12 protein-coding genes are annotated in these 12,419 nt (G+C 68.4%); 5 read left to right on the top strand and 7 right to left on the bottom strand.

What is annotated here, in order from left to right:
* Positions 1-120: 120 nt before the first annotated feature.
* Complete coding sequence (locus ACPCHZ_RS25370; RefSeq protein WP_423487279.1) at positions 121-1,764, top strand: DUF222 domain-containing protein; 1,644 nt, start codon at positions 121-123, stop codon at positions 1,762-1,764.
* On the opposite strand, the gene ACPCHZ_RS25365 is transcribed toward ACPCHZ_RS25370, so the two are convergent.
* Together ACPCHZ_RS25365 and ACPCHZ_RS25360 are read right to left on the bottom strand one after the other, a co-directional pair.
* Positions 1,765-2,427 carry a response regulator gene (locus ACPCHZ_RS25365; RefSeq protein ID WP_423487278.1) on the bottom strand — a complete coding sequence of 221 codons (663 nt, stop codon included), beginning with the start codon at positions 2,425-2,427 and terminating at the stop codon, positions 1,765-1,767.
* Complete coding sequence (locus ACPCHZ_RS25360; protein WP_423487277.1) at positions 2,420-4,084, bottom strand: ATP-binding protein; 1,665 nt, start codon at positions 4,082-4,084, stop codon at positions 2,420-2,422. Before ACPCHZ_RS25360 ends, ACPCHZ_RS25365 begins: the two co-directional genes overlap by 8 nt.
* A gap of 67 nt (positions 4,085-4,151) precedes the next feature.
* On the opposite strand from ACPCHZ_RS25360, the gene ACPCHZ_RS25355 reads away from it, so the two are divergent.
* Genes ACPCHZ_RS25355 through ACPCHZ_RS25340 form a run of 4 tightly spaced genes read left to right on the top strand, consistent with a single transcriptional unit; the run spans position 4,152 to position 7,611 of the window.
* Positions 4,152-5,129 carry a Bug family tripartite tricarboxylate transporter substrate binding protein gene (locus ACPCHZ_RS25355; protein ID WP_364981045.1) on the top strand — a complete coding sequence of 326 codons (978 nt, stop codon included), beginning with the start codon at positions 4,152-4,154 and terminating at the stop codon, positions 5,127-5,129.
* Positions 5,126-5,680, top strand: coding sequence for a tripartite tricarboxylate transporter TctB family protein (locus ACPCHZ_RS25350; RefSeq protein ID WP_423487276.1), 555 nt, complete (start codon positions 5,126-5,128; stop codon positions 5,678-5,680). Before ACPCHZ_RS25355 ends, ACPCHZ_RS25350 begins: the two co-directional genes overlap by 4 nt.
* Positions 5,681-7,222, top strand: coding sequence for a tripartite tricarboxylate transporter permease (locus ACPCHZ_RS25345; RefSeq protein ID WP_423487275.1), 1,542 nt, complete (start codon positions 5,681-5,683; stop codon positions 7,220-7,222).
* Positions 7,219-7,611 carry a universal stress protein gene (locus ACPCHZ_RS25340; protein WP_423487274.1) on the top strand — a complete coding sequence of 131 codons (393 nt, stop codon included), beginning with the start codon at positions 7,219-7,221 and terminating at the stop codon, positions 7,609-7,611. Before ACPCHZ_RS25345 ends, ACPCHZ_RS25340 begins: the two co-directional genes overlap by 4 nt.
* Positions 7,612-7,618: 7 nt before the next feature.
* Here ACPCHZ_RS25340 and ACPCHZ_RS25335 read toward each other — a convergent pair whose 3' ends face one another.
* The 5 genes from ACPCHZ_RS25335 to ACPCHZ_RS25315 form a co-directional block, all read right to left on the bottom strand.
* Positions 7,619-8,305 (bottom strand): sensor domain-containing protein, encoded by a 687-nt coding sequence (locus ACPCHZ_RS25335; RefSeq protein ID WP_423487273.1) that lies wholly within the window; start codon positions 8,303-8,305, stop codon positions 7,619-7,621.
* Between the two features lie 128 nt (positions 8,306-8,433).
* The gene (locus tag ACPCHZ_RS25330) at positions 8,434-9,069 is read right to left on the bottom strand and encodes an NADPH-dependent F420 reductase (protein WP_423487272.1); all 636 of its coding nucleotides are present in this window, start codon (positions 9,067-9,069) and stop codon (positions 8,434-8,436) included.
* Between the two features lie 81 nt (positions 9,070-9,150).
* On the bottom strand, positions 9,151-9,453 hold the full coding sequence (locus tag ACPCHZ_RS25325) for a Rieske (2Fe-2S) protein (protein WP_364981033.1): 303 nt from the start codon (positions 9,451-9,453) through the stop codon (positions 9,151-9,153).
* 28 nt (positions 9,454-9,481) lie between these two features.
* A complete protein-coding gene (nirB, locus tag ACPCHZ_RS25320; RefSeq protein WP_423487271.1) occupies positions 9,482-11,959 on the bottom strand; it encodes a nitrite reductase large subunit NirB in 2,478 nt (825 codons plus the stop codon).
* Entirely contained in the window at positions 11,959-12,312 is a 354-nt protein-coding gene (locus ACPCHZ_RS25315; RefSeq protein WP_364981027.1) for a molybdopterin oxidoreductase, read from the bottom strand. Before ACPCHZ_RS25315 ends, nirB begins: the two co-directional genes overlap by 1 nt.
* Between the last annotated feature and the right edge of the window lie 107 nt (positions 12,313-12,419).

The following is a 12,419-nucleotide window of genomic DNA, read 5'->3' as shown; positions in this document are numbered from 1 at the left end:
GCCAACGTCAACCCCATCCACTGGGCCTACGCGCGCATTTTCGATGAGGCAACGAATCACCCATTCGCGCGCATTTCTGATGAGTCAACGCGGTCGTAGCTCGCGGATATACTCGAACACATGTTCGAGTCAGTGTCGACGGGTGAGGTGGTCGCAGCGATCACCGATGCCTATCGGGAGGAGTCGAGGCTGGTCGGGCGGCGGTTGGCGGCGATCGCCGAACTACTGGGCCGTCGTACCTGGGAGGCCGAGGCCGAAGACCCCGACTGTGGCTACATGATCGTCACCGGGTTGCAGCGCACCAGCGCCGAGGTGGCCGCGGCGATGAACCTCACGGCGGCCGCGGCCAGCGTGCTGGTGGCACAGGCCGATGCGTTGGACAGCCGGTTGCCGAAGGTGGCCGCGGTGCTCGCTCGGGGTGACATCGACTTGCGCACCGTGCAGATCATCCTGTCGCGCAGCGAGTTGGTCAGTGACCGCACGATCATCGCCGCCCTCGACTCCCAGTTGGCCGAACGCATCCCGCGGTGGCAGTCCTGGTCGCGTAAACGGGTGATCGATGCGGTGGACGCCGCGGTGCGCACCCTGGATCGTGATGCGGTCAAGGAACGTGAACGCGCCGAAGACCACCGCCACATGGATGTGATCGCCGTCGGTGACGGGACGGCCAAGGTCGACGGGGTGGTGGACGCCGAGACCGCGGTGATCTTCGACCGCACGCTGGGTGCACTCGCGACCGGGGTGTGCCCGTCAGATCCGCGGACCCTGGCCCAGCGCCGCGCCGACGCAGTGGCCGCGATGGCACAGGGACTACCGCTGGCGTGCCGGTGCGAGGCGTGCGCCGCATCGAAGTCGGCGCCGGCGCCGGCCGCCGCCGAGACTGATGCCGAGACCGGCGATCTCGAGGCGCCCGCGCCCGCAGCGCCTCCGCCGGCGCCCTCGGGCACCAAGTTCGTGATCAATGTGATCGCCGATCAGTCCACCGTGCTGGGTACCGGCAATCGGCCCGGTTATCTGGAGGGTTTCGGCGTGATCGACGCCGACCTGGTCCGCCAACTCGCCCACAACGCAACCCTGCGGCCGCTGAACCCGCCAACGGTGACGGCCGAGCAGGGGTTGCGGTATCAGCCGACGGCGGCGGTGGAACGGTTCGTGCGGATGCGGGATCTGAGGTGTCGCTTCCCCGGGTGTGACCGGCCCGCCCAAGGCTGCGACCTCGACCACACCATCGCGTTCAACCACGTCGACCCACGGGCCGGCGGTAAGACAGTGCCGGAGAACCTCAAATGCCTGTGCCGTCAACATCACCGGGCCAAGACGTTCGTGCAGGGCTGGCGTGACCTGCAGTTGCCCGACGGCACCGTGGTGTGGACGACGCCCGATGGGCGACAGGTGCACACCGTGCCCGGCGGTGTCGAACTCTTCCCCGCCCTGGCGGGTCGTCCGTGTGCGGCACCGCGGCCGACGCGCTGCAACCCCACCCGCAGACGCGCGAGTCGTGTCGAGCGGCGCCGCGCCAAGAACCGCGCCCTGCGCCCGCTCAACGAGGCTCACCGCACCCTGGAACGGGCCCGCCGCCGCGAGATCGAGGCCCGCAAAGACCGCAACCGCCACCGCACCATGCTCATGCTGTTCAAAGGCGGCCGACCCACCAAGAGTCCGTTCATGCGCTGGGTCAACCAACCCTACGAATCCGAAGTGCTGCCACCGGACTGGCAACCACCACCCGACCCACCACCACAACCCGACGACCCACCGTTCTAGCTAGCCGCGGGCGCGGTAGCGGCGCTCCGGACGGCCGACGCCGTACTGCAGCCGGAGTTCGAGCGCGCCGGTGCTGAGGTAGTGCTCGAGGTAGCGGCGCGCGCTCACCCGCGAAATGCCGATCAGCTCGGCACATTCGGCCGCCGACACCTCGCCGGCATCGCGGACGGCATCGAGCACCAGGCGGCCCGTCTCGACGCCCAGCCCCTTGGGCAGCGCCTCGGCCGACGTCGCGGGCCGGCCGAAGAGCGCGTCGATCAGCGACTGGTCGGCGCCGCGGTCCGATTCGAGGGCGTCGGCCCGTGCGGCGAACGCCTCCAGCTTGGCCCGCAGTTGCGCGAACTCGAACGGCTTGATCAGGTAGTCGGCGGCTCCACCGTCCAATGCACCACTGACCGTGTCCAATTCGCGGGCGGCGGTGATCATGATGACGCCGACCCGGTCGCCTGCCGAGCGCAACCGGTGCAGCACCTCCAACCCCGTCATGTCGGGCAGGTACACGTCGAGCAGGATGAGGTGCGGGCTCAGGTCACGTGCGGCGACGAGCGCCTCGGCGCCCGTGCGTGCGACGCCGACGGCGCGGAATCCGTCCACCCGGTCGACGAACCGGCGGTGGATGTCGGCCACCATGAAGTCGTCGTCGACCACCAACACGTCACGCACGGGCCAGCACCCCCGGCAGTCTCGCGACGAACGTGGCCCCGCCGCCGGGGCGATCGGTCACCTCGACGCTGCCGCCGTGCTGCGCGGTCACCAGTCGCACCAGCGCCAGGCCGATGCCGCGGCCACCCGGCACGTCGGACTTCGACGTGACGCCACGGGCGAAGATCGCCTCCCGGAGATGTTCGGGCACACCGGGTCCCGAGTCGGACACCGACACCTCCAACCCGGCGGAATCGGAGATCCCCACCGCCACCCGGGCCTCGTCCGATCCCACCGACACGTCCACCGCGTTGTCGATGAGATTGCCCAGCAACGTGATCACGTCGGTGGCCAGCGCCGGGTCGAGCGCGCCGAGGTGTGACTCCGGTTCGAGGTGCAACCCCACCCCGCTCTCGGCGGCCAGGGTGGTCTTGGCGATCAGCAGCGCCGCCACCGCCGGGTCGGAGATGCGCCGCGTCACCGCGTCGCTGATCTCGGCGCGCCTGCGGGTGAGGTCGCCCACCAGGTCGCGCACGGCGTCGTACTCGCCGAGCTGCACCAGACCGGAGATGGTGTGCAGCTGGTTGGCGAACTCGTGGGTCTGCGCCCTCAGCGTGTCGGTCACGCTCTTGTGCGACGACAGCTGTGCCTGCAGTGCGGCCAGTTCCGTGCTGTCGCGCATCGTGGTCACCGTACCGATCCGCCGCCCGGCACTGGTGGTCGCGCGCCGGTTCAACGCAAGCACCCGCGTCCGCGTAGCGATCACCACGTCGCGGCGATCCTCGCCGGAGAGCAGGAATTCCACCACCGCCGGGTCCAGACCGACCTCGTCGACGCGCCTGCCGACCGCAGTGCCGTCCACGCCGAGCAGATCCTGTGCGCTGTCGTTCATCAGCGTGATGCCGCCCTCGTTGTTGACCGCCACCACACCCTCACGGATGCTGTGCAGCAACGCTTCCCGATGGTCGGCCAACCCGGCGATCTCGGCGACCTCCAGCCCACCGGTGTGCCGCTTGATGCGCCGTGACAGCAGCCACGACGCCACCATGCCCAGCGCGGCGCCTATCCCCAGATAGAACAGCAGCCGTTCGCCCGCCCCGCTCACCAGCCCCCACACCGACGGATAGGGCTCGCTCACCGACGCGATCGCCAGCACCTCACCCCTGCTGGACAGCAGCGGCACCTGACCGATGAGATTGTGCGCGCCGTCGATGTCGCCGTCGCCGAACCACGCCCGTCCCTCGTCGGCCCGGGTCAGCCCGAGATCGGTCTGGTGTCCCACCCGCGATGGATCCGACGAGGCCCGCACCACCCCTGCCGGGTCGATGATCTCGGCGAGCCCGGCGCCCGACAGCGCGACGGCGCGGTCGACCTCCGGCGCGAGTGTCTGTGCGGCAGCGGGATCGTTGTAGCGGTCGCGAACCACCGGGGTCGACGCCACGTTCTCGGCCACGGCGATCAACCGCTGCCCCCGCACGTCGCGGAACTCCCGCGTCGACTCCGCAACGGAGAAGCCGGCCACCGCCAGCAGCACCACCGCGACCACCAGCAGCTGGAACGCCAGGAACTGCCCGGCGAGGCTGCGCCCGGACAGCGCCCGGACAACCGGCGCCCACCGCGAATGGTTCGTGTTCTTAATGACCAAATCTTCCTTTGCGTTCGAATCAGTGACGCACATCACTGGTGGGGTCCAGTATTGCTGAGCATCACACCGCTGCCGATTGGGGACGACTGTGCACAGAATCGTGGCCGCACTGCCGAGGGCGCTGGGTCTTGCGCTCGCCGCGCTCCTGCTGCTGACGGCCTGCGGCGTCACGCGCGGCGACGGCAACGAGGAGTTCCACCGGCTCCGGATGATGGTTCCCAACAGCCCCGGCGGTGGCTACGACCTGACCGCACGCACCGCGGTGAAGATCATGGAGGACGACGACATCACCGGGCGCATCGAGGTGTTCAACGTGATCGGCGCCGGCGGCACCGTCGCGATGGCCCGGCTGATGAACGAGAAGGGCAACAACGACCTCATGATGACCATGGGGCTCGGTGTCGTCGGCGCCACCTATACCAACGGCTCGAAGATCAAGGCGTCCGATGCGACGGCGCTGGCGAAGCTGATCGAGGATCCCGGCGCGATCTTCGTGCCCGCCGATTCCCCGTTCAAGACGATCCAGGACTTCGTCGCGGCGTGGAAGAAGGACCCGTCGAAGGTCACCATCGGCGGCGGATCGTCGCCGGGCGGACCGGATCACCTGTTCCCGATGGAGACCGCCGAGGCGGTCGGCGTCGATCCCAAGTCGGTCAACTTCGTCACCTACGACGGCGGCGGCGACCTGCTGACGGCGCTGCTCGGCAACAAGATCACCGCGGGCACGTCGAGCCCGGGTGAGCTCATCGACCAGATCGAGGCCGGCCAGCTACGGGTGCTCGCGGTGTCGAGCGACGAGCGCGTCGAGGGTATCGACGCACCGACACTCAAGGAGTCCGGGATCGACCTGACCTTCGCCAACTGGCGCGGAGTCCTCGCTCCGCCAGGCATTTCCGACGACGCCAAGCGCAGGATGATCAAGGTGCTCGAGGAGTTGCACGCCTCGCAGGGCTGGAAGGACGCCCTGGTGAAGAACGGCTGGACCGACGCTTTCGTGACCGGGGCGGCGTTCGAGCAGTTCCTCGTGGACCAAGACAACCGGGTCTCCTCGACCCTGACCGAACTGGGGCTGCTGTGACCACCACCGAGAAGCCGGAACCTCCGGCCCAGGAACCACCCGAACGGGAACCGGCCGTGGCCGAGAAGCGCATCGACAAGGCGCAGTACCTCGTCTGCGCCGTGCTCGTCGCGGTCGGCGCCTTCCTCATCTACGGTGCGTTCGCGTTGGAACCCGGATTCGCGAAGGTCGATCCGGTGGGGCCCAAGGCCTTCCCGATGGTCATCGGGATCGTGCTGATCGTGCTGGCCGTCATCCTCGCGGTGGCGATACCGCGGGGATCGGTGGGTGAGGCCGACGCCGGTGAGGACGTCGACCCGGACGCTCCGAGCGACTGGCGCACGGTCGGAATGCTCGTCGGCGTGTTCGTCGCCGTCATCCTGCTGGTCGAACCGCTCGGCTGGGTGATCACCAGCACACTGCTGTTCGCGGGCGCGGCAACGATTCTCGGCAACCGCCATTACGTCCGCAACATCGCCATCGGGGTGGTGCTCGCGCTGGTGAGCTTCTATGCATTCTATTCCGGGCTCGGGATCCCGCTGCCCGCAGGCATTCTGGACGGGATCCTGTAGATGAACAACTTCGACTGGCTGCTCCAGGGATTCGCCGAGGCGGCGACCCCGATGAACCTGCTGTACGCGGTCATCGGCGTGCTGCTGGGCACCGCGGTGGGCGTGCTGCCCGGCATCGGGCCCGCGATGACGGTCGCGCTGCTGCTCCCCGTCACCTACAACGTCAGCCCCAGTGCGGCGTTCATCATGTTCGCCGGCATCTTCTACGGCGGCATGTACGGCGGTTCCACCACGTCGATCCTGCTGAACACCCCCGGCGAATCGTCATCGGTGATCACGGCGATCGAGGGCAACAAGATGGCGAAGGCCGGACGCGCCGCGCAGGCGCTCGCCACCGCGGCCATCGGCTCGTTCGTCGCCGGCGCGATCGGCACCGCGCTGCTCGCCACATTCGCACCACCGATCTCACGGTTCGCGGTGTCGCTCGGTGCCCCGTCCTACCTGGCGATCATGATCTTCGCGCTCGTCGCGGTCACCGCGGTGCTCGGCGCCTCCAAGCTGCGCGGCGCCATCTCGCTGTTCCTCGGACTCGCGATCGGCGTGGTCGGCATCGACTTCCTCACCGGCCAGCCGCGCGCGACGTTCGGGTTGCCGCAGCTCTCCGACGGCATCGACATCGTCGTCATCGCGGTGGCCATCTTCGCGGTCGGCGAGGCGCTGTGGGTGGCCGCGCATCTGCGGCGCCGCCCTGCCGAGGTGATCCCGGTGGGCCGGCCCTGGATGGGCCGCGACGACTTCCGGCGATCGTGGAAGCCGTGGCTGCGTGGTACCGCCTACGGATTCCCGTTCGGCGCGCTACCTGCCGGTGGGGCGGAGCTGCCGACGTTCCTGTCCTACATCACCGAGAAGCGGCTCTCCAAGCACAAAGAGGAGTTCGGCAAGGGCGCCATCGAAGGTGTCGCCGGGCCGGAGGCCGCCAACAACGCCTCGGCGGCGGGCACGCTGGTGCCGATGCTGTCACTCGGTCTGCCCACCAACGCCACCGCGGCGGTCATGCTGACCGCGTTCGTGTCGTACGGAATCCAGCCGGGTCCCACCCTGTTCGACAAGGAGCCGTTGCTGATCTGGACGCTGATCGCCAGCCTCTTCATCGGCAACCTACTGCTGCTGCTGATCAACCTGCCGCTGGCGCCGCTGTGGGCGAAGCTGCTGCGCACCCCGCGGCCCTACCTGTACGCCGGCATCCTGTTCTTCGCGACGCTCGGCGCGCTGGCGGTCAACGTGCAGCCGCTCGACCTCGCGCTGCTGCTGGTGTTCGGACTGCTCGGCCTGATGATGCGGCGCTTCGGCCTGCCGGTGCTGCCCCTGATCATCGGGGTGATCCTCGGCCCGCGCGTCGAACGTCAACTCCGCCAGAGCCTCCAGCTCGGCGGCGGGGACTGGGCCAGCCTGTTCACCGAGCCGGTGGCGATCATCACCTACATCCTGATGGCGATCCTGCTCATCATGCCGCTGATCCTGAAGTTGATGCACCGCAGTGAGGAGTCGCTGTTGATCGTCGAGGACGACGCGGACCAGAAGGCGAAGGCGGCCCAGTCATGATCGTTGTTGGATACTCGGCTGACGAATTCGGCCGCGCCGCAGTCGAACACGGCATCACCGAGGCCAAGCGGCGCGACACCGAACTGCTGGTGATCAACGCCACCTCCGGCGAGTCCTACGTCGACAAACGCTTCGCCCAGCAGAGCGAAGTGCACGACGTCGAGGCCAGACTGACCGAGTGCGGGGTGCCGTTCGAGCTCAGTCAGCCCGTCGGTGTGGACGCCGCCGAGGAACTGGTCCGTGCGATGGACCGCGCCGAGGCAGAACTGCTCGTCATCGGGCTCCGGCACCGCAACCCGGTGGGCAAGCTGCTGATGGGCAGTGTGGCTCAGCGGGTGCTGCTGGAGTGCCCGAAGCCGGTGCTGGCCGTCAAGCCGGCGGAAGGCTGAGCCGTCACTACTGCGCCAGGATCTTGTCTCCGATCAGATCGGCGATCCTCACCGCCGAGTCGGCGGGGTCGGCGCTGCAGGTGTTCACGTCGATGATGATGTTGTTGCGCAGGGCCAGTGCCCTGCCGCACCCCCAACCCGGTGCTGCGGCTTCCTGCTGAACGACGTTGGTGCTCAGGATGTCGTCGACGTTCTTGATCTCTCCGACGTCCCAGCGTGATCCGCTCTGGGTGTGGACGTACTGGTGGCAGTTCGGCCACTGGCCGACCGATGTCTCGAAGAATGCGGCAGCCTTCTCGCGGTAGGGGAACTGCACCACGGCCTGCTTGAGGTAGTGGGTGAAATCGTCGCCGGTGTTGAGGCTCTGATCGCGCACGGCCTGGAATTCGCTGCCCGCGTACACCAGCGCCTCCGCGGCGCCGTCGATGGCGAGACACTCCACGGGTGCCATGATCGCGCTGTTGTCGGACATCGCGGTCTGGGACTCGGTGACCATCATGGCGGGCGATCCCATTGCGGCGGCCGCCTCGTGCGGCGCGAGAAGCAGTCCTGGCAACTCACGCTCGACGAGGGGACGCGGGATGGCGAATCGGATGTCCGGAGGCGCCACGGCCGTGGCATTGCTGGTCGTGGTGCATCCGGCGACGAGCAGGCAGATGCCCCAGAGCACCGTGCATACTTTCGAATGACGCATATATGCATGGTGAGGCAGGCTCTGCGGCAATGAAGCGATGTCGACCGCGAGTCATGGTCACGATGCACCGCAGACCTGATAACGAAATCGTGTACCGTCTCCGGCCCGACAGCTGCGGTCAGGCCGGGCTAGACCAGATCCATCTCGGCCGGACCCGCACCCCCGATGGCCTGGGAGATGAAGCTCTTGGTGGTCAACGGCCCGCCGAACTGCTGAAGCAGTCCGCCGCCGTCGTTGCGGCCGAGATCGAGCGCCTCGAATCCGAGGTCGGAGATCAGTTGTGCCACCGTGGCATTCGCGTCCGGGTGATTTCCGGACACGAACAACACGCGCCGGCCGCCGTGCCCGTCGCCGGGCTCGCGCGCCAGCACCTTGGCCCAGGTGTGGCCGAAGGCCTTGACCACCCTGGCGCCGCCCGCCCACTCCTCGACCAGATCGGAAGACGCCCGTCCGCCGAGGTCGGCGGGGGAGAAGTCGCTGTAGTCGATGGCGTTGGTGGCGTCGACGATGATGCGGCCGCCCCAGTCCGGCACCGACCCGACCAGTTCCCGGACCGCCTCGAACGGGGTGGCGAGGATGACGATGTCGGCTGCCAGTGCATCGGACACCTCGGCCGGGATGACGTTCGGTCCGATCGCGGCTGCGACGCCGCGGACCGCCTCGACACCGCGCGACGCGGCCAGTCCCACGTCGGTGCCGGTGCGGGCGAAATGCCCCGCGACGGCCGTGCCGATGTTTCCCGCTCCGATGATTGCGTACTGCATGACGTGCTCCTTCAGCCGACCAGAATGCGTGATATGTCACCGAACTGTGCCGGCCGGCCGGGTATTCCCTCGGGTGCCCGATCAGAGTGTGATGCGGATGGTTCCGTCCACGGCCTCGACGGGGAAGCTGCGCACCGACAAGTCGGCGCCTGCGGCCTCACGCCCGTCGCAGAGATCGAAGGTGTGCCCGTGCAGCGGACACACCACCACGCGGTCGTCGGCGAGTCCGTCGGCCAGCGGTCCGCCGCGGTGCGGGCACACCGCGTCGATCGCCCGCAGCGTGCCGTCGCGCAACCGGAACACCGCGATCTGCTCGCCGCGCACCGAGTACGTGCGGCCCTCGCCGACCGGTACCTCGTCCAGCGAGCCGATGTCGACGCTCATCGGGGTCCTCGGCTCTTCGCGCAAGCGCTCATCGCACGGGCACCAGGGGGAGCGGCAGCAGCGGCAGCGACGGCCGGAACTGTCCTTCGGTCACCGGGTCCTGCCCGTCCCGCCACGGGTCGCGATAGGCGTCCACCGACTTCTGCATCCTCCGGTCGAGGTCAGCTCCGATGCCCTCGCTGTCGTCGACCACCACCGCACGCAGGTGCTCGATGCCCACCCTCGGCACGAACGCGTAGGTGCGCTCGAGCCAGTTCGCGTTCTCCCGGTAGTACTGCAGGAAGCGGCCGGTCAGCGTGATCACCGTCTGCGGGTCGTCGACGGTCGCGAGCAGGTCGCCCTTGCGGATGTGCGCACCCGCGGCACCGCCGACGTAGATCTCCCACCGGCCGCCGTCCACCGCCACCACACCGAGGTCCTTGCACAGCGCCTCGGCGCAGTTTCGCGGGCATCCGGTGACGGCCAGCTTCATCTTGGCCGGGCTGGCCAGGCCCTGGTATCGCTCCTCGATGGCGATGCCCAGTGCCGTCGAATCGCCCAGCCCGAAGCGGCAGAAGTCGCTGCCCACACAGGTTTTGACGGTCCGGAAGCTCTTGCCGTACGCGTAGCCGGACGGCATGTCGAGATCGGCCCACACCGCGGGCAGATCCTCCTTGCGCACCCCGAGCAGGTCGATGCGCTGGCCACCGGTGAGCTTGATCATCGGGATCGCGTACTTCTCGGCGACATCGGCGATCGTGCGCAGCTGCGCCACGTCGGTCACCCCGCCCTTCATCTGCGGCACCACCGAGAACGTGCCGTCGCGCTGGATGTTGGCGTGCACCCGGTCGTTGATGAACCGGGCGTCGCGCTCGTCGACGTACTCGTCGGCCCACATCGTCTCCAGCAGCGACGCCAGCGCCATCTTCGAGCCCGCGTCCTCGCGGCCGTCGGGCGCCAGCGCGGCGAACACCGACGACACCGAATGCAGTTCGAGCTCGCGGATGTGGCGCATCAGCGTCGGCTTGTCGTAGGGCACCCCCGGCACGTACCAGGACGCCGACGGATCCTCGCTGACGGCGCCGCCTGCCGCCCATTCGACGACCTGGCCCACCAGCTCCTTGCACGAGCCGCAGCCCTTGCCCGCCTTCGTCTTCGCCATCACGCCCGACACCGACGTCTCGCCCGCTCGGACACAGCCGACCAGCGCGCCCTTGCTGACCCCGTTGCAGTTGCAGATCTGCGCGTCGTCGGCGAGCTCGGCGACGCCGACCGCGACGTCGGGGGTGCCGATGTCGAACATCAGCGACACCCGCTCGTCGGGTAGCGGCAACCCGCTGTCGAAGGCCTGCGTGAGGAACGACACCTTGCTGACGTCGCCGAGCAGGGTGGCGCCCACCAACTTCCCGTCCCGGATGACGATCGTCTTGTAGACGCCGTGCCGGGGTTCGGAGTACTGGACGAACTCGTCGTCCGGCCGCTCGGGCGCCTTGAGCCCCATCGACGCCACGTCCACGCCGGCCACCTTGAGCTTGGTGGCGGTGCGCGACCCGTGATAGGCCGCCGCCGGGTCGTTTCCGGTGAGCTGGTCGGCGAGCACGCCGGCCTGCTCCCACAGCGGAGCCACCAGGCCGTACACCTGACCGCGGTGCTGTGCGCATTCGCCGACGACGTAGATGTGCCCGTCGTCGATGGAGCGCATGTGGTCGTCGACCACGATCGCGCGTTCGACGGTCAGGCCCGCCCGTTGCGCCAGACCGACATTCGGCCGGATGCCCGCCGCGATCACCAGCATGTCGCAGTCGATGACCGAGCCGTCGGAGAACACGATCCCGGACAGCCTCCCCGAGTCGTCGGTGAGCACCTCGGTGGTGCGCTTCTCGGTGTGCACGGTGATACCGAGCGCCTCCACCGAACGCCGGAGGATGGCGCCCGCCGTGACGTCGAGCTGTGCGTTCATCAGCACCGGGCCCGCGTGCACGACATCGACTGTCAGGCCCCGGTTCTGAAGTCCGCGAGCGGCTTCGAGCCCGAGCAGCCCACCGCCGATCACCACGGCCTTGGTGCGGTGCTGCGCCTCGTCGATCATGCCCATGCAGTCGTCGAGGGTGCGGAAGCCGAACACCCCGTCGGTCAAAGTCGTGTCATCGGCCCACAGGCCGGTCATGGGCGGGAAGAAGGACCGGCTGCCGGTGGCGAGCACCAGATCGTCGTACTTCTGCACGGTGCCGTCGTCGGCGTACACCAGCCGGGCGAACCGGTCGATGCGCACCACCCGCACCCCGGCCCGCAGGTCGATGCCGTTCTCGGCGTACCAGTCCAGCGCGTTGAGGTAGATCTCGCCGGCGTCGGCCTCGACGTCCTGACTGCCCGCCAGCACGTTCGACAGCAGGATCCGGTTGTAGTTGCCGTACGGTTCGTCGCCGAACACCGTGATGTCGAACATCGCACCGCCGCCCCTGGCGAGGATCTCCTCGATGGCGCGCACGCCCGCCATCCCGTTGCCGACCACCACCAGCTTGCGCATCACACCTCCACCAGGCCGAGATCGACGACGACGGTGCCCGAACAGCCGGCGGGCGCGGCGACGAACAGTTCGAGCACGGTGTCCCCGAGCAGGTCCTCGACCACCCGCAACGCCACGTGGGTGGCGCCCTTGGCGGCGATGGGGAAGTACCGCATCGGCGCGCCGTCGCGGATCAGCACCACGGTGACCATCTCGTCGCAGGAGTTGCCGCCGCGGAAGTAGACCGGCTGGGTCACCGACCCGGCGGGCACCGTGTAGCGCAGTGAGTCGTCGATCGGCGTGGGCTTGGTGAGGCCGTTGCCCTCGAACTCGAAAGCGCCTTGCAGGAATCGGGGAATGCTGCCGTCGCTCATGCACCATGACTAGGCGGCGTTTGTTTCGCGGTGGTTTCGTCGCCGAGTCGGCCGTGGATCTCGTTGTGCACAGCCGCTGTCGCAGCAGGTGTGAGGCCGAGTTGACA

The sequence above is a fragment of the Mycobacterium sp. NPDC050041 genome, assembly GCF_049541695.1.
Taxonomy (GTDB): Bacteria; Actinomycetota; Actinomycetes; order Mycobacteriales; family Mycobacteriaceae; genus Mycobacterium.
The sequence above is the reverse complement of the archived record's forward strand: the minus strand, read 5'-3'. Positions and strand labels throughout refer to the sequence as shown.